This is a genomic window from Bradyrhizobium sp. UNPF46, from assembly GCF_006658625.1.
GTDB classification, from domain to species: Bacteria; Pseudomonadota; Alphaproteobacteria; order Rhizobiales; family Xanthobacteraceae; genus Bradyrhizobium; species Bradyrhizobium nitroreducens.
In genome coordinates this window covers 373,949-391,752 of sequence record NZ_LFJB01000003.1, presented here as the reverse complement: position 1 = coordinate 391,752, position 17,804 = coordinate 373,949, and the positions used below count along the sequence as shown (strand labels likewise).

At 64.7% G+C, this 17,804-nt stretch carries 16 protein-coding genes; 13 read left to right on the top strand and 3 right to left on the bottom strand.

Translation table 11 applies throughout. The annotated features are described in order from the left end of the window. The first annotated feature begins 7 nt into the window (after positions 1-7). From UNPF46_RS03225 to UNPF46_RS03215, 3 genes are read left to right on the top strand one after another with little or no spacing between them, the layout of a single operon-like run. Positions 8-1,297: a TRAP transporter large permease gene (locus tag UNPF46_RS03225; RefSeq protein WP_142249005.1), complete on the top strand. Its 1,290-nt coding sequence runs from the start codon at positions 8-10 to the stop codon at positions 1,295-1,297. Positions 1,298-1,333: 36 nt separating this feature from the next. Continuing rightward, positions 1,334-2,500, top strand: coding sequence for an acyl-CoA dehydrogenase family protein (locus tag UNPF46_RS03220; RefSeq protein WP_080134126.1), 1,167 nt, complete (start codon positions 1,334-1,336; stop codon positions 2,498-2,500). Between the two features lie 13 nt (positions 2,501-2,513). Beyond that, complete coding sequence (locus UNPF46_RS03215) at positions 2,514-3,758, top strand: acetyl-CoA hydrolase/transferase family protein (RefSeq protein ID WP_142249004.1); 1,245 nt, start codon at positions 2,514-2,516, stop codon at positions 3,756-3,758. Between the two features lies 1 nt (position 3,759). On the opposite strand, the gene UNPF46_RS03210 is transcribed toward UNPF46_RS03215, so the two are convergent. From UNPF46_RS03210 to UNPF46_RS03200, 3 genes are read right to left on the bottom strand one after another with little or no spacing between them, the layout of a single operon-like run. Next, on the bottom strand, positions 3,760-4,296 hold the full coding sequence (locus tag UNPF46_RS03210; RefSeq protein WP_100178305.1) for a hypothetical protein: 537 nt from the start codon (positions 4,294-4,296) through the stop codon (positions 3,760-3,762). A 13-nt stretch (positions 4,297-4,309) separates the two neighbouring features. After that, positions 4,310-5,629, bottom strand: a complete 1,320-nt coding sequence (locus UNPF46_RS03205) for a hypothetical protein (RefSeq protein ID WP_142249003.1) — start codon at positions 5,627-5,629, stop codon at positions 4,310-4,312. 59 nt (positions 5,630-5,688) lie between these two features. Further along, entirely contained in the window at positions 5,689-8,103 is a 2,415-nt protein-coding gene (locus UNPF46_RS03200) for a hypothetical protein (protein WP_142249002.1), read from the bottom strand. Between the two features lie 513 nt (positions 8,104-8,616). On the opposite strand from UNPF46_RS03200, the gene UNPF46_RS03190 reads away from it, so the two are divergent. The 10 genes from UNPF46_RS03190 (at position 8,617) to flgK (ending at position 17,795) form a co-directional block, all read left to right on the top strand. Continuing rightward, positions 8,617-9,315, top strand: a complete 699-nt coding sequence (locus tag UNPF46_RS03190) for an RNA polymerase sigma factor (RefSeq protein ID WP_142249001.1) — start codon at positions 8,617-8,619, stop codon at positions 9,313-9,315. Positions 9,316-9,458: 143 nt separating this feature from the next. Further along, a complete protein-coding gene (locus UNPF46_RS03185) occupies positions 9,459-10,283 on the top strand; it encodes a flagellin (protein ID WP_100178308.1) in 825 nt (274 codons plus the stop codon). A gap of 59 nt (positions 10,284-10,342) precedes the next feature. After that, positions 10,343-12,034, top strand: a complete 1,692-nt coding sequence (gene fliD / locus UNPF46_RS03180; protein WP_142249000.1) for a flagellar filament capping protein FliD — start codon at positions 10,343-10,345, stop codon at positions 12,032-12,034. Between the two features lie 2 nt (positions 12,035-12,036). Beyond that, a complete protein-coding gene (locus UNPF46_RS03175) occupies positions 12,037-12,462 on the top strand; it encodes a flagellar export chaperone FliS (protein ID WP_174719032.1) in 426 nt (141 codons plus the stop codon). 159 nt (positions 12,463-12,621) lie between these two features. Further along, a complete protein-coding gene (locus UNPF46_RS03170; protein ID WP_142248999.1) occupies positions 12,622-12,894 on the top strand; it encodes a hypothetical protein in 273 nt (90 codons plus the stop codon). Positions 12,895-13,315: 421 nt separating this feature from the next. Beyond that, the gene (locus tag UNPF46_RS03165; protein ID WP_100178311.1) at positions 13,316-13,981 is read left to right on the top strand and encodes a flagellar hook assembly protein FlgD; all 666 of its coding nucleotides are present in this window, start codon (positions 13,316-13,318) and stop codon (positions 13,979-13,981) included. Positions 13,982-14,000: 19 nt separating this feature from the next. Beyond that, positions 14,001-15,266 (top strand): flagellar hook protein FlgE, encoded by a 1,266-nt coding sequence (gene flgE / locus UNPF46_RS03160; RefSeq protein ID WP_097660298.1) that lies wholly within the window; start codon positions 14,001-14,003, stop codon positions 15,264-15,266. Between the two features lie 39 nt (positions 15,267-15,305). Continuing rightward, on the top strand, positions 15,306-15,530 hold the full coding sequence (locus UNPF46_RS03155) for a hypothetical protein (protein WP_502705478.1): 225 nt from the start codon (positions 15,306-15,308) through the stop codon (positions 15,528-15,530). Positions 15,531-15,545: 15 nt separating this feature from the next. Then, complete coding sequence (locus UNPF46_RS03150) at positions 15,546-16,001, top strand: flagellar protein FlgN (protein WP_430649801.1); 456 nt, start codon at positions 15,546-15,548, stop codon at positions 15,999-16,001. Between the two features lie 18 nt (positions 16,002-16,019). Then, the gene (gene flgK, locus UNPF46_RS03145; protein WP_100178314.1) at positions 16,020-17,795 is read left to right on the top strand and encodes a flagellar hook-associated protein FlgK; all 1,776 of its coding nucleotides are present in this window, start codon (positions 16,020-16,022) and stop codon (positions 17,793-17,795) included. Positions 17,796-17,804: the final 9 nt, after the last annotated feature.

The following is a 17,804-nucleotide window of genomic DNA, read 5'->3' as shown; positions in this document are numbered from 1 at the left end:
GGCGGCGATGACAGTCCTCCTCGTGCTTGCACTGCTTTTCGTCCTGCTGGCGATCGGCACGCCTGTCGGTTTCGCCATGGGATTCGCCGGCTCGGTCGGCCTCCTCATGGTCGGCGGCACCGGCACCCTGTTCGGCATTCTGCAGACGGCGCCGCTCTCGACGGTGTCGGCCTATGAGCTGATCACCATTCCGATGTTCCTCCTGATGGCGGACCTCGTGCTGTTGTCCGGCGTCGCCGACGACATGTTCAAGACGGCCTCCGCCTGGGTCGGCCGCATCCCGGGCGGGCTCGGCATGGCGACGGCGCTCGCCGGCGCCGGCTTCGGCGCGATCTGCGGCACCTCGACGGCCTCGGCCGCGACGCTGTCTTCGACCAGCCTTCCGGCCATGATCCGCCAGGGCTACGAGCCCAAGATGGCGGCCGGCGTCGTCGCGATCTCGGGCACGCTGGCGATGCTGATCCCGCCGAGCGTGGCGCTGGTGATCTTCGGCCTGCTCGCCGAGGTCAATATCGGCCAGCTCCTGATCGGCGGCATCATTCCGGCGGCCCTCGTCACCGCCACCATCATGGCGACGATCTATTTCCTGGTCTGGCAGGATCCGTCGCGTGCTCCCCGCATCGAGCCGGTGTCCTGGCACGAGCGGTTCTCGTTGCTGTGGCAGGTCGGCCCGATGGCGCTACTGTTCTCGCTCGTCACCGGCACCATCTATCTCGGCGTTGCGACGCCGACCGAAGCTTCGGCGCTTGGCGCCGCGGGTGCCCTGCTGCTTGCCATCGCCAAGGGCCGAGTGACGCCGGGCTCGCTGTACAAGGCATTGCTCAGCGCCTGCCACGGCACCTGCATGATCGTGACCATCCTGGTCGGCGCCTCGATCTTCGGCTATTTCTTCACGCTCACCCATGTGACGCAGGATCTCGTCGCCTGGGTCGGGTCTTTGCAGACCTCGCGCTGGGTGATCATCACGCTGATCCTGTTCGGCTATATCGTGCTCGGCTCGTTCATGGACCAGATCGCGATCCTGGTGCTGACCGTGCCGATCGTGCTGCCGCTGATCAAGACGCTCGGCTTCGATCCGATCTGGTTCGGCGTCATAAAAATCGTCACCGCCGAGGTCGGCATGATCACGCCGCCGGTCGGCCTCAACTGCTTCATCGTCGCCCGCTACGCCAAGCGGCCGGTGGCGGAGGTGTTCCACGGCACCTTCCCGCACTTCATCGCGCACCTGATCGCGATCGCGATTTTGGTGGCGTTTCCGTCTATCATCCTCTGGCTGCCCTCGCAGATGGGGCGCTAGGATCGGAGCCCGGCTCCCAAGAAGGAGAACAAGAACGTGGATTTCGCCCTCACCGACCAGCAGGAAGCCATTCGCGACGCCATCGCAAAGATCTGCGAAGGCTTTCCGGATGCCTATTGGCTGAAGAAGGACCACGACGGCGGCTTCCCGCATGATTTTCACAAGGCACTTGCCGACGCCGGCTGGCTCGGCATCTGCGTGCCGGAGGAATATGGCGGCTCGGGTCTCGGCATCACCGAAGCTGCGATCATGATGCGCACCATCGCGGAATCCGGCGCCGGCATGTCGGGCGCCTCCGCGGTCCACATCAACGTGTTCGGCCTCAACCCCGTCGTCGTGTTCGGCACCGAGGAGCAGCGCAAGCGCATGCTGCCACCGATGGTCGAGGGCCGCGAGAAGGCGTGCTTCGCCGTCACCGAGCCGAACACCGGCCTCAACACCACGCAACTGAAGACCCGCGCGGTCGCCAAGAACGACCGCTACATCGTCAACGGCCAGAAGGTGTGGATCTCGACCGCGCAGGTCGCGCACAAGATTCTGCTGCTGGCGCGCACGACGCCGCTTGAGGAGGTGCGCTCGCCGACCCACGGTCTCAGCCTGTTCTACACCGACTTCGACCGCAACAGGATCAAGGTCCACGAGATCGAGAAGATGGGCCGCAAGATCGTCGATTCCAACGAGCTGTTCTTCGAGGATTTCGAGATCCCGATGGAGGACCGCATCGGCGAAGAGGGCAAGGGCTTTCAGTACATCCTCGAAGGCATGAACCCGGAGCGAATTCTCATCGCGGCCGAGGCGGTTGGTTTGGGAAAACTCGCGCTGTCGCGCGCGACCGAATATGCCAAGACGCGTGTTGTCTTCAACCGGCCGATCGGCAAGAATCAAGGCATCCAGCATCCGCTCGCGGTGAACTGGGTCGAGCTCGAAGCGGCTTGGTTGATGGTGATGCAGGCGGCCTGGCAGTACGACAAGGGCTTGCCCTGCGGGGCCGGTGCGAATGCTGCGAAATATTTCGCGGGCGAAGCCGGCTACCATGCCTGCGAGCAGGCGGTGATGACGCATGGCGGCTTCGGCTACGCCAAGGAATTCCACGTCGAGCGTTACCTGCGCGAAGTGCTGATCCCGCGCATCGCACCGGTCAGCCCGCAACTCGCGCTCAGCTTCATCGCGGAAAAGGTGCTGGGTCTCGCCAAGTCGTATTGAGCTCACGCCCGCAATGTCCGCGGACTCGTCGCCGATCGATTTCTCCGGCCTGATCCGGGAAGCCGATCTCGTGGTGTGCGGGCAGGCGACGGCCGAGCCCGTCACCCTGACCGAAGCACTGATGGCGCAGGCTGCGCAGCTTCCGCCGTTTCGTATGATGATCGGGCCGGTATTTTCCGACACGTTCTCCGCCGCGTGCGCTCCCAGCGTGACGTTCCAGAGCTACGGCGTGATCGGCAACGCGCGACGGCTTGCGAAGGCCGGGCGGCTCGATGTGATCCCGAGCAATTACAGCGCCTTTTGCGCCGACTTCGCCACACGCCGCCACGGGGCCGATGTCGTTCTGGTGCAGCTTGCAGAGGCCGGTGACGGGCGCTTGAGCGCCAGCCTCTCGAACGACTACGTCATTGAGGCCGCGCGAGGCGCGCGTCTCGTTATCGCCGAGATCAATCCGGATGCGCCGTTCACGTTTGGCGCGGAATGGCCCGGCGAGGTGCCGATCCATATGCGCGTGGCCGCGCGCCGGCTACCCGTCGAGCTGGCCTCGACGCCACCCGATGACATCTCAAAGCGCATTGCCGCCCATGCGGCGAGCCTGATCGCCGACGGCAGCACGCTTCAGTTCGGGGTGGGGCGGATTCCGGACGCGATCCTCTCGTCGCTGTCCCACCTGCGCAATCTCGGCGTCCATTCCGGCCTGATCAACGATGCCGTCGTCGATCTGATCGCGTGCGGCGCGGTGACGAATGCGGAGAAGGGAATCGATGCCGGAATCACGGTCACCAATCAGGTGATCGGCACGCAGCGAATCTACCGCTTCGTGCACGAGAACAAGACGGTCGCGGTGCGGTCGACGTCTTACACGCACGGCCAGAACGTGCTGGCGCGGATCAACCGCCTGGTCGCGATCAATTCAGCACTCCAGGTCGGGCTCGACGGCAGCGTCAATTCCGAGACGCTGAATGGCGTCGCGGTCGGCGCGATCGGCGGCCAGCTCGACTTCGTGCGCGGGGCCAATGCCTCGCCAGGCGGAAGGGCGATCATCGCGCTGCCGGCGACGGCGTCCGATGGGAGCAGCCGGATCGTTGCCCATGTCGAGACCGTGACGACGCCGCGCGCGGATGTGGACGCCATCGTCACCGAATGGGGCATCGCGGAGTTGCGCGGCTGCGGTCTTGCCGAGCGGGCGCGCCGCATGATCGCGATCGCCGCGCCCGAGCACCGCGATGCGCTGTCGGCGCGGCTTCGCGCGCGCTAGCTCAGTTCATCATCGCGGCCGTCGGACGCTGGCTCTCGCTGGAGCCGATGATTCCCGGAAGGTCGGTCGCTTCGCCGGCGATCATGTGCGACATGCCCCAGAACAGGTGGGCGAGGCGGGAGAACACCATCCGCTCGCGCTCGGCGGGCAAGGTGCCATCGGGGATCGTCACCGTCTCGAGGCCGACCACCTTCTTGAAGTCGGGCCAGATCGTCATCGACTGCGCGATCACGGAGTAGCAGCGGGGATCGTCGTCGCTCTCGTCGGGCGCCGGCGGCAAGCCCGGATATTGCGTCGGCGTGGCGTAGAATTTGTACGCGCCATAGCCGAGCTTGAGCAGGAATTTCTCGGGCACGGCGACGTTGGCGGCGAAGGATACCAACCGCGCCTCGCTCAGCACGTCTGGCTCGATCGCGCTGAGGTCCGATGCGCGAAGCGCCGAGCAGAAGGCCAGATCGCGATTGTGCTCGCGGAGCAAATTGGCCAGCGGCTGCTGCTGTTGCACGGTGTCGGTGAGCAGGATGATGGTCTTGAGCATCTTGAGGGGTCCCTCAGGGGAAGAGCTGGCGGGCGGTCATGACCGCATCGTCGCAGGCGTGGCTGGCGAAGAAATCGTTGGCGATACGCTGTCCCGGGGCGATCTCCAGGATGCGGTAGCGCGCGAGGCTCGCTGCTTCTCGCGCGGCACCGACATCGTCCTGCCAGGCACAGAGCGACAGTTCGAGCCGGCCGTATCCGCCGCAATCGGCGGCATAGGCGCCGGTCACGGCCTCGACGGTCGCCGCCACCGCACCCGCGTCGCTGGCCGAGACGTCGCGCAGGATCACGGCGATGCCGCTTCCGGTCGCGGCCTTCGAGGTCATCACCATGAAGGCGTCGCGGGCGCCGGTGCGACCGGCGCGGCGCGCCGTGCGCACGATGCTTGCGAAGCCGGGATCGGGACCGAGCTCCAGCGTCGTCGTCTGCTGGTCGTGCAGGATCGTCGCGCGCGAGGCGCCGAGGTCGCCCTTCAGCGCGTGATAGGAGCGCGGCAGCCAGACCGTATCGAGCGGCACCTGCGACGACGTCAGGCTCCAGGCCTGGTCCAGCAGATAGCCTTCCCAGACCGCGGGATAGGCGGCGGCCAGCTGTTGCCAGGCGCGAAGCAGCCGCTCCGCATGTGCGGAGCGACCGAGATAGAGCGTGCGCGCCGACATCTCCCAGCGGTTCCATTTGTGCAGGGCGACGTCGCAACCGAGGAAGGAGGACAGCAGGGGCGCCTCGCGTAAGACAGCGCCGGCCTCGATGAATAGCAGCGGCTCGCGATATTTGTTCCACATCCGCACCATGAACTCCGCCTTCTCGAAGCAGAGCAGGCGGTCGTCGAGCTGGGTGTCGATCGCTTCGATATGGCAATCGAGCTGCAGGCGTTCGAGCGAATGGCGGAGGCGGAGGGACGCGGCCGCGTCGGCGCCGCGCGGACGACAGGAGACGATCCGCGGCCGGAGGGCGGAGGCGTCCGCGGCGGCGAGGAATCTCGACCAGCCGATGCCGCCCCACCACATCTCGTGCGGGCCGTCCGCGCCGCAGGGGCCGACGGTGCCGAATTCGGTCAGCTTGGATTTGAGGAAGTCGAAGCCGGGGTTTTCGCTTCGGGGAATGACGACGGCGCAGGCGGGATTGAGCGAACGGTAGAACAGCTCGGCCGCTGCGCCGCTCGGCGGTTCCTTCAGAATGATGACGCCGCCGTGCCGCCCGTCCGGGACGCCATCGAGCGTTGGCGCGCCGTATTGGCCGACCAGCCAGCCCAGCCGGTCGTGCTGGGCCCGGCCGAGCCGGACGCCGCCGGACTGCAGCAACTGATCGAGATTCGTCTGCGTCGCGTCCCGCAATTCCGTGCCCCCGGTTAAGCCCTGGGACTTCAACGGCCGGGGCGGCGCGATCAGGCGCACTATTTGGGGTCGGCTTCGAGCGGGGTGATCGCGACGGAATAGACCGCGATTTCCTGCGTCATAGGGGCGACGGGGATCAGCAGGCAGCCGTCTTCAGCTTCGGTGCGATAGTGGTCGCCATTCCGCTGCAGGCTGGCAAAGATCAGCCCGTCGGTCGCGATCGCGGTCACGTCCTGGCTCTCGGCGGCGTCACGAAGGTCGTCGCCCCGCTGCATGGTCACGCCGTGAAGCAGTCCCTCGGGAGCGAATTTCGCCAGCGGCAGCGCGATCATGGTGATCGCCATGCGACGCGACAGGGGGACGCGCAGACGCAGCTCGCGGAGGCCGGTGCGATGGACGGTCACCGTCTCCAGCGTTGCATCGCCGCCGGTGCGGAATAGTCCGACCTGAGCTTGGCCGGCGGCCCGCTCCTCAAAGACGTCAGCGGGTAGGCGGTTGGCGCCGAACAGCACGTAGAGATAATTGTAGGATGGCGACAGGCCGGCGAAGCTGCCGGCGAGCCACATCGGCGGCGCGGCGGCCGTGCAGGCTGCCGAGAGGCCGCGGGCGGTGATCTGGTTGCGCACGAACTGCCGATCGAGCAACGGCGCGAGCGCGTGGGTGCCGAGATTGACGTCGTGCTTCAACGTCCCGAGCAGCGCCAGCTCGTCATCGTCGGGCAGCAGCAGAAGCCGGGCCAGCGTCGCCGCGCACCAGCGCGCGGCGACATCGGGCGCGGCATAGGGGGCGAGGTCATAGTCGCGCGCGACGCCGTCCGCGCTGCCTGCGAAAGCCAGCGCGCCGGCCTGGATCTCCGCGGCAAGCGCCACCTGCTCCGGCGGACGCGGATTGACTTCACGCAGCACCGCACCGCCGTCGTAATCGCGCACCGAGCCGTCGGCGGAGCAGCAGGCCTGCTCCAGGAGCGCGACGTTGCGGATCAGCATGCGCTTGACGTGCGGCGTGACCACGAGGTCGGAGATGAAGCCTGCCGCGCTGTCCTCCCCGGCAACATCGTCGAAGGCGTCATCGAGCGACATCAGATAGGCGCCGTGGAGGCGGATCTTGATGCCTTCGAGGTCGAAGATGCGACGCAGCGCCTTCTGCACGCTGCCGGAATAGCCGAGATCGGCGATGACGAGGTCGGTGCAGTCGTCGAAGCCGGGGATTGCGTGACGGAGATAGGCGAGCAGCCGGGCGCGCAGGCCCGCGGCGAGCGCGACGATTTCGGCCGGATCAATCAGTCCGGGAAGCGCCTCGGCGAGCTCCTCGCCGGAGGCGACGCCGCCGGGAAAAGCGGCAAAGAACGCCGTGACCTTTGGCGGCATGATCTTCACCATGTCGTGGAAGGTCGGCGCGTCGATCTTGAACACCTTTGCGAGCAGGTCGACCAGCGGCTGCATCGTGTCGGCCGAGGCGATCAGGCTGACGCGACGGTTGATCTCGAGATAGGCGGATGTCGGGCCGTGCAGCTCCTCCCGGATCCGGTGCGACAGAAACCCGTCACGGCCAAGAAAGCCGAGCGCGACCTGCCGGCCGGCACCTGCGATCTCCTGGCAACGCCGCGTCACGAAGGCGTCGAACGCGGTCATGACAGGGCCGAGCACGGTCAGCCCGAGGTGGAAGGCGTGAGATCTCTCGGCGCTGCGCGCGGCGACCATGCGCCGCAGGGTTCGCGCTCCATGATCGAGCCGCGATGGCGCGCCGGTGCACAGCAGCTCGAACATCGCCGTCTCGCGCTGAAACTTCGAAGCCAGCTGCGCCGTCGCCTGCGGATAATAGCGGGGATGAATGCCGTGGCGCTTTGCCCCCCTGATATCGGCCTTCTCATTGTCGCCGACGTGAAACGAGGCGGCGGCGTCAATGCCCTGCTCTGAGAGATAGGTGGCGAACAGGGCTTCGCTCTTGCCGGTGCCATGGTCGCAGGACGCATAGAGGAAGTCCCAGACCAGCCCGGGACGGCAAGCGCGCAGCAGCCGCGCCAGCCGGCCGCCGTCCCAATAGGTGTCCGAGATGAATCCGACACGATGGCCGGCGCGCTTCATGTCCAGATATTGCCCGAGCATGTCCGGGTTGGCGCGGCAGAGCTCGATCTCGGCGGTGAACTCGGCTTCGACCAGATCGTTCAGGTCCGCTCGCGAAAGGCCGAACAGCCTGAACGGAAAGCAGGAATAGATCTCGTCGATGTGCACTTCGCTCGCGCCGCGTTTCTCCTTCGCGGTCCGGCGTGCACGCGATTCGGCCTGGATGCGATGTTGAACGAAACTCGCGGAAACATTCGGACAAGATCGTGAAATGCCCGATAGCTCGTAAGTCCTTTCAAATACGCCATCTGCCGTCGCGCATGCGCGCAGCAGAAACGTATCGAAAACATCGAACGACCAAGCAGAAACAATTTGCGCGCGGCGCTCCGCGCCGGCGGTAGCCGACTTCATGCTGCAATTCCCCGTCCACCAAGACGATTAACGCGCGCATGCGTCGAGTCAGGCGCCACAAACGCGAAAAAAGTTCGCGCGTGATTCAAAAACGTGTTCGCCGCGACTGACAGATTCAAAAAAATCGCTAGGTTCGAAAAAGGTGATTCGGAAAAAATTGCCGAGTGCGAAAGCCGTCTCGCGTTCATTCACACTCGGAAACAATCGCTTCCTGATGCGCTGCGCGCGCGTCGCGTTTGATCGCCTAGTGCCGCGTAATGTCAGCGTTTTCTCCCGCATGCATCTCTTCAGGATGGATGATCCGCCATGGCGCGAGACGATGTGATGATTGCAGACTTGATGCGCGAGATGATCGGGCGGTCGGCAATTATTGCCCGATGCTCGGCAAAAGATACCGGCTAACATCTTGAAAAATAACAAAAATTCCTCGCCTGGATTGTTTGGCCCCTGCGTTCAACGCCTGGAAGCCGTGTGGCATGTGCGCGACCGGCATTGCAGGTTGGAGGTTGCGGGATGAGTTACGCTGCTGATGTCTGGGCTCCCGCCGAGGCCGAGATGACGGCCATCGCGCCGGTCGACGCGATCGTGCCGGTGACGCCCTCGGTGCCGCTCGCGCCGGACAGCACGCCTGAGATGGCCGACGTCGTCTACGACGAGGACAGCGAGCTTCTCGACAAGCTCGCGACCGGAGACGAAGCCGCCTTCCGCACATTGGTCGAGCGTCACATCGATCGCGCCTATGCGATCGCGCTGCGCATCGTCGGCAACGCGGCGGACGCCGAGGACGTGGTTCAGGACACCATGCTCAAGATCTGGAGTCATCGCGGGCGCTGGCAGCACGGCCGCGCCAAGTTCTCCACCTGGCTCTACCGCGTCATCTCCAACCGCTGCATCGATCTGCGCCGCAAGCCGCGGACCGAGAACGTCGAGACCGTGCCTGAGGTCGCCGACAGCCAGCCCGGCGCGGTGGAGATCATCGAGCGCAACGAGCTGAACGGCATGCTGGAGATCGCGATGCAGCGCCTGCCCGAGCAGCAGCGCATCGCGGTGATCTTCTCGTACCACGAGAACATGAGCAACGGCGAGATCGCCCAGGTGATGGACACGACGGTGGCTGCCGTCGAGTCGCTGCTCAAGCGCGGACGCCAGCAGCTGCGTCAATTGCTGCGCAAGCACGAACGCGACATCCGCACCGCGTTTACCGATTGCTAACCATAAAATTGGCTCTGCGAAAATTTTCGCGCCTGATCTGCTTGCGCTCCGCCGTTTGAGCGAACGGACGGGGCTGCGGTCCGCGTCGTCGTAAGTCGATCTTCACGATGCGGCACGCTTGCCCATCAGCACAGGAGCTACCAATGCCCGCAATCAACACCAACACCGCCGCCAATGCCGCGGTCCGCTACCTCAACGTCAACTCGGCGCAGGAGAGCAGCTCGCTCTCGAAGCTGTCGAGCGGCTCGCGCATCACTTCGGCATCCGACGACGCCGCGGGTCTTGCGATCTCCACGCGCATCTCCTCGGACGTGACCACGCTGCAGCAGGCTGCGACCAACGCTTCGCAGGCCACCGCGATCCTCCAGACCGCCGACGGCGGCGCCTCGAACATCTCCGACATTCTCGCGCGCATGAAATCGCTGGCCTCCGAGTCCGCCTCGGGCACCACGACCGATTCCAGCCGCGCCTACATCCAGTCGGAATTCTCCCAGCTCAATTCCGAAATCGATTCGATCGCGACCGGCACCCGCTACTCCAGCCAGAGCCTGCTCGACGGATCCAGCGTGTTCTCGTCCGGCGTGTCCGTGCTGGTCGGCTCGGACGGCTCCGACACCATCAACATCACGCTGACCAGCCTCACGGCGTCCTCGCTCGCCGTCACCTCGCTCGACGTCAGCACCCAGTCCGGGGCAACGTCTGCCCTCGACGCCCTCGATACCGCGATCGACACGGTCTCCGCTGCGCGCGCCTCGATCGGCGCCCAGGAATCGCGCTTCAACTTCTCGTCCGATTCGATTTCGACCCAGACGCAGAACCTCCAGTCGGCAAACTCTGCGATCAAGGACGTGGATATCGCGGCCGAGCAGTCCAAGCTGTCTTCAGCCGAGGTGAAGACCCAGGCGGCCGTGTCGGCGCTCGCTGCCGCCAATCAGATGCCGCAGTACCTCCTCAAGCTGCTGAGCTGATGATCAACTGATCGGGCCGGCATGATGCCGGCCCGATCCTCTCTGTCGGGGACAAGCAAGTGGCCAGCGTCAGTTCGAGCACCAGCAGCACAAGCACGACTTCCTCGGGCGTGTCGGTCACGACGAGCGGAACCACCAATTCGAGCAGCATCGATTGGACGGCGCTGATCCAATCCGCCGTCGACGCGAAGACCGCGCAGGCGGACACGATCTCGACCACGATTACGAACAACGAAGCGAAGATCTCGGCCTATCAAACGCTCCAGACCGATCTGAAGACGTTATCGTCGGGGCTGGCCTCGCTTTCGACCGCCGTAGTCAACTCTCTGTCCACCAGTGCCTTTGCGGCGCGCGCGGCGAGCATCAGTTCCACCGGCGACGTGAGCGCCTCGTCGGCGCTCTCCATGACGCTCAAGAGCGCGGCCGCGACCGGCGACCACACGCTCACGATCAGTCAGCTGGCCGCCGCTCAAAAGGTTTCCGGCGCCTCGCAATCCAGTCAGACCGACGAACTCGGATATTCCGGCACGTTTTCCATCGGTCTGGAGGGCGGTGCTACGTCCGATATCACCATCACCAGCACGATGTCGCTTCAGGACGTCGTCGATGCCATCAATGCCCAGACCTCGACCACCAACGTCCAGGCCTCGATCGTGCAGGTTTCCAGCACGTCGTTCCAGATGGTGCTGACGGGCACGGAGGATGCCGCCGACATCACTTATTCGAGCACGTCCGGCGACGATATCCTGAACGAGCTCGGTGTCACCGACAGCTCGGGGAGCTTTACCGACGTGCTTCAGGAGGCGCAGGCCGCCGAATTCACGCTCGACGGCATCGCGATGACCCGCGACACCAACGATATCTCGGACGTCCTGAGCGGGGTCACCTTCAGCCTGCTCCAGAGCACGCCGGACGGAACGACGCTGAATATCAGCATCGAGACCGATACCAGCCAGATCCAATCGACGCTGGAGACGTTCGTCACCAACTACAACGCATTTCGCGACGAGGTGATTGCCCAGCAGGCGACCTCGACAGACGGCACCGCGGATTCGAGCGCGGTGCTGTTCGGCGATGGCACCATGCGCAACATCATGGACGCGCTGCAGAACGCATTGAACTCGACCGTGGGCGGCCTGACCATGGCCGATCTCGGCCTGTCCTTCAACGAGAGCAATGAACTCGAACTGGACACCAGCACGCTGTCGGACATCCTGAGCACGAACCTGAGCGGCGTGACCAAGCTGTTGTCGGCACAGACAACGACCTCGTCGAGCCAACTCAGTGTCGTCAACACCGGAACGTCGCCGCAATCCTTCACCCTGGATCTGGCCGTCGATTCCGACGGCAACCTCACCTCGGCGTCGGTCGGCGGGGACTCGTCGCTGTTCACGGTCAGCGGCACCACGATCATCGGCGCTTCCGGCTCGATCTATGCCGGCATGGCCTTCACCTATAGCGGCTCGACCTCGCAGTCGATCACGGTGACGTCGACCTCGGGCATCGCGACACAGCTCTATCGGCTCGCAAAGGACTACTCATCCTCGACCGGCGTGCTGCAAACGCAGATTACCAGCCTGACGACCCGCGACGATGAGCTTCAACAGAAGGTTGACGACATCAACAGCGCAGCGTCGACCCTGCAGTCGCAGCTCGAGACGCAATACGCGAAGTACCAGGCGGCGATCGAGAGCGCCAACAGCACGCTCAACTATCTCAAGGCCCTGCTCAATTCCAGCTCGAGTAACTGACGATGAACAATCCGATGGCGTACATGGCCAATCAGGCCTATCGGGGAGCGGCAACCAGCGTGCCGCCGCTCAAGGCGGTGTCGATGCTGCTGGGTGGCGCGATCACCTTTCTCCAGAAGTCGTTGAATGCCCAGGAGGGGCGGCGCTTCGAGGAGGGACACGAGCACCTGATGAAGGCGACCGCGATCCTGCGCGGGCTGAGCCACAATCTCGATTTTACCAGAGGCGGGGCTGTGGCGGAACGGATGTTCCAGACCTACAACGCCCTGATCCTGGCGAGCCTCAAGGCTTACGGCCGGCCGCATGCCCGGGAGAGTTTTCGGCGGATCATCGCCGGACTGACCGAACTGCGGGAGGCCTGGGAGTCCGTCGATGCGACGTTGCGGAGCAGCAAGGCCGGCGCGGCCGATTCGGCCCGCTCGGGCTGAAGAGGCCCCTTCTTTCGCATTGAAGGGAAGGGCAGCCTGCCGTTTCGACTGCTTTCCGTAGTGCTGCGGGCGCTTTTGGTGCCCAAAGCCGCCGAAATCCGGTTTCCGCCTCGTTCGCAATGCTTTATGACGGCCTTAACAAGGCGGGACCGGCGGGCGATGGACGTCACCGAGTTTGAGGAACTGATCGACCGGCTGGGCGAGGATCTGTCCCTCTGGCCCGACGATCGCCGCTTGCCCGCCGAAGAGCTGCTGGCGCACTCGTCCGCTGCGCAAGCCCTGTTGGAAGAGGCGCGCGCCTTGCGCTTCGCGCTTGCAGCTCCACCGGTCCGTGCCCCCAAAGGGCTAGCCGACCGCATCGTTGCTGCCGCTGCGAAAATGAAGGGCGACACTGCCGAGCCGCGCACCGAGGGAGAGACGGCGGAGAGCTGAACGGCGCCTGCCGCAGCCTCCTGTTTTCGCCTCTCTGCAGTTGCGGCAGCTGCTGCAGATCGCGAGAGGTCGTCATGCCCGGACTTGTCCCGGGCATCCACGTAACCCACTCGGAAGGTCGTGGATGGCCAGGTCAAGCCCAGCCGCGGCGTTGCGGAAACGTCAGCGCCCCCGACATCATCTCGCATGCGATTGCTTTGTCGCGAGCGCGGAGAGCGGGGCAGCTTCCTGGCAACAGACTAGCCTGACATCGCTCTTCTGACGCGCACGCACACGGCAGATTTTGCCGTGTCGAATGCCACTTTCGCGCGCGTGAATCCCCGCCTGAATCCGCGCGCCCACCCGTTTCATCAGCACACAGATTTCAAGCGCCGCCGACCGACACCTGGTCGCAGGCAGCGCGCGAAAGCCGGAGTTTCTGATGACCGTTTCTGCAACGAGCTCTGCGACGACTGCGACCACGACGACGTCGTCGTCGAGCACGTCGTCCAATTCGACGCTGACGTCCAGCGATTTCCTGAGCCTGCTCGTCAGCGAGCTCCAGAACCAGAATCCGCTGGATGCGACCTCGACCACCGACCTCGTCAATCAGCTCACCTCCTACGCGAATTTCACCTCCCAGCAGTCGATCAACTCCAACCTTACTTCGCTCGCGAGCTCGTTCTCCAGCCTCGTGACGCTGAATTCGGTGAACTACATCGGCCACACCGTCGAGGCGAAGACGGATACCTCGACGCTGAGCAACGGCTCGGCGACGTTCGGCTACTCGCTGTCCTCGACCGCATCCGACGTCTCGATCAGCATCTCGGATTCCTCCGGCAACGTCGTCTACACGGGGACCGGGACCGGCAATTCCGGCTCCAACAGTTTCACCTGGGACGGCAAGGACTCCAGCGGCAACCAGCTCTCCGACGGCGGTCAGTATACGATCTCGGTGACCGCGACGAATTCCTCCGGCAATTCGGTCCTCAACTACACGACCGTCACCGGCACGGTGACCGGCATCGACACCTCGACCTCGACACCCTCGCTGACCGTGAACGGCGTTTCCGTCAGCGCCGCCAACATCATCGGCGTCACATCCTGATTGCTTCCGGAGTTTTATCATGAGTCTCAGCGGCGCATTATCCTCGGCGATCTCGGCGCTCAGTGCGCAGAGCCAGTCCCTGTCGATGATCAGCGACAACATCGCCAATTCCGATACGACCGCCTACAAGACGACGTCCGGGATGTTTGATGCGCTCGTGACGGCGTCGAGCAACACGACCTCTTACGCCTCGGGCGGCGTCACCGTCTCGGGCCGCGCCAACATCACCCAGCAGGGCCTGCTGGCTGCGACCTCCAACGCCACCGACGTCGCGATCCAGGGCTCCGGGTTTTTCGTGGTGACCAATGCCACGTCGGGCGGCACCGTCGCCTACACCCGCAACGGTGCCTTCACCACCGACAATGCCGGCTATCTCCAGAACAACGGCTACTATCTCGAGGGATGGCGCACCGACGCCGACGGCAATGTCGTCGGCAGCGAGTCGGCGAGCAATCTCGAACCGATCAATACCCAGGTCGCCTCGACCAGCGGCAGCGCCACGACCAAGACCACGATCGCGGCCAACTTGCCGTCGGATGCGGCCACCGGCGATACCTATACCAGCTCGATGACGGTCTACGATTCGCTCGGCGCCGCGAACTCGATGCAGATCACCTGGTCCAAGACCGGCACCAACAGCTGGAGTGCAAGCTTCGCCAACCCGACCTCAACCTCGGATACCACCACCGCGACGGGCACGGCTTCCGGCACGATCGACATCACTTTCAACAGCGACGGCTCGCTCGCCAGTACCAGCCCGGACCCGGCGACGGTCTCGATCACAGGCTGGACCGATGGCGCGGCCGACAGCACCATCACCATGGATCTCGGCACCGCCGGCAAGACCGATGGCCTCACGCAATATGCCTCCGGCGAGACCACGCCGTCCGTCAACGTCACCAGCATCGATTCCGACGGCCTGTCCTACGGCAAGCTGTCCAGCATCGCGATCGGCGATAACGGCGTGGTCAACGCCACCTATTCCAACGGCCAGACCATCGCGATCTACAAGATCGCCGTGGCAACCTTCGCCGCTCCCAACGGGCTCGCCGCTTCCAGCGACGGGATCTATTCGGCGACCGTGACGTCGGGCAATGCCGCGTTGCAGGCCTCCGGCGAGAACGGCGCGGGCACCATCTTCGGCAGCGAACTGGAGTCCTCGACCACCGACACCAGCAGCCAGTTCTCCAGCATGATCTCGGCGCAGCAGGCCTATTCAGCGGCGTCCCAGGTCATCTCGACCGTCAACAAGATGTACGACACCCTGATCTCGGCGATGAGGTGAGTGGTGCGCAGTGAGGAGTCCAGGGATGCCGGAGAGGGGTTGCTGCGTCGGCTGCAACGGCTGGTGGCGCGGGCCACGACCGTCAGGGGCCGCGACCGCAGGCAATTGCTCGCACTGATCGACGAGGTCGAGACGGCCCGCCGCGGCCTGTTGCGGGAGTGCGCGGAGATCGAGAGCGAGATGAGGCAAGCGACCGTCAGGAAGAGCGCGATCGGGGCTTACCTGCGTAACGCGCAGGTAAGCCGCGGCAGACGGACTAACTAGAAGAAGGCGATGACCATGACTGTAGCCAAAGCCACGAGAACGAGCGCTGCACACGGCGACACGCGGATCAAGTCGCTGATCGCGCTCATCGACGTTCTGACCGCGCTGGTCGCCGAGGAGAATGTGGAGCTCGCCAAGGGCCTGCCGGCCTCGCGCCTGAAGCAGGTCGACGAGAAGAACCGCCTGGCGGAGATGTTCGAACGGACCGTTGCCGAGTGCGCGGCGGGTACGACCAGCCTGAACGTCCCGGACCGGATCCTGCGCGAGCAGCTGATGGAGCGGATCCTGAAGCTGCGCGCGGCGATGGACGAGAACCTGGTGCGCCTGCGCGCGGCGATCGAGGCCAGCAACCGCCGGATCGAGGCCGTCATGCAGGCGATCCGCGAGCAGATCGCGGCGGTGTCGCCCTATGGCGCCTCCGGCCGGGTCGCGGCGCGCCCCGTCTCCAGCGGCACCAGCCGCAGCGCCTGACGAGTCGAGGATCCCGCCGTGTCACTCAATATCGCACGATCGATCGCCTTCAGCGGGCTGTCGGCCACGTCGGTGCAGATCAGCGTGACGTCGTCGAACATCTCGAACGCCGACACGACGGGCTACACCGCGAAGACCGCCAGCCAGTCGAGCAGCGTCACCAACGGTGTCGGCACCGGCGTCACCGTGACCGGCATCACCTCGACGGTCGACAAGCTGCTGTTGAAGTCGCTGGTCGGGGCAACCTCCGACCTCGGATCGGCCGATACGACCAACACCTATCTGACCTCGCTCGAAAAGCTCTACGGCTCGACCAGCAGCAGTGGCGACAGCTCCACGGGAACCTCGCTTGCGAACAGCATCGCCTCGCTGGAATCGGCGCTATCGTCGCTGGCGAGCACGCCGAGCAGCGCCTCGCTGCAATCCAACGTCATCAGCGCGCTCGACGACGTCGCGAGCCAGTTGCGGGAGACATCGAGCGGCATCCAGAAGCTGCGCTCCGACGCCGACCAGGACATCTCGTCCTCCATCGACGAAGTGAATGGGGATCTGGAGCAGATCGCGGATCTCAACGCTGCGATCAAGCAGACGGCGGCGGCCGGCCAGTCGACCGCGGACCTGGAGGACCAGCGCAACACCGCGCTCCAGGACGTCGCCTCCAAGATGAACATCAGCTATTTCACGGCGTCGAACGGCGATCTCCAGATCTATACCACGTCCGGCCAGGCGCTGGTCGACAGTTCGGCGCACGCGATCAGCTATACCGCCGCGGCCAACGTGACGGCGTCGACGACTTACACCGCCGGCTCGTCGTCGAGCGGCTTCAGCGCGATCACGGTGAACGGCGTCGATATCACCTCCCAGATATCGGGCGGCGACATCGGCGCGCTCGTCACGCTCCGCGACAAGACCCTGCCGGCGGCGCAGTCCCAGCTCGACCAGCTCGCACAGCAGCTCGCCTCGGCCATGAACAGCGTCTCGAACGGCGCCTCTTCGGTGCCGGCGCCCACCAGCCTGACCGGTACGACTGCCGTCACCAGTAGCACGGCGCTCTCCGCCACCGGCACGGTGCGCATCGCCGCCACCGACCAGAGCGGCAATCTGGTCTCCTACGGTGATCTCGACCTGTCGTCCTATGCCACGGTCGGCGATCTCGTCACCGCGATCAACGGCATCTCCGGACTCTCCGCGTCGGTCGATTCGGACGGTCATCTCTCGATCACGGCGACCGGCTCCGGCAATGGCGTCGCCATCAACGAGATGACGAGCTCGGTGGGAAGCTCCGGCGAAGGGTTTTCGGAGTATTTCGGTCTCAACGACTTGGTAACTGGAACGAGCGCTTCGGATATCGCGGTCAACAGCAAAATCCTGTCCGGGACCAACGAGCTTCAGCTCGCGACACTGGACTCCTCCTCGAGCCTGACGGTCGGCGGTTCGGTGCTGTCGTCGGGGTCTGCCACCGTCGTCAATGCCTTCTACGATGCCTTGACGGAGTCCCGGACATTTTCCTCCACCGGCGGGCTCGCCGCCACCACCGGCTCCCTCGCCGATTACGCCTCGGCCGTCGTCTCCGACGTCGCGAGCAAGTCGTCGCAGGCCTCCACCAACTACACCGCCAAGGAGACCGCGCAGTCGACCTATGCGAACTCGCTGTCGTCGCAGTCGGGCGTCAACCTGGACGAGGAATCGGCGAAGCTCAGCACGCTCCAGAACAAATATTCGGCAGCTTCCGCGCTGATCCAGGCCATCAACTCGATGTATTCGTCGCTGCTCTCCGCCGTGCAGTCGACATAGGAGGCAGTG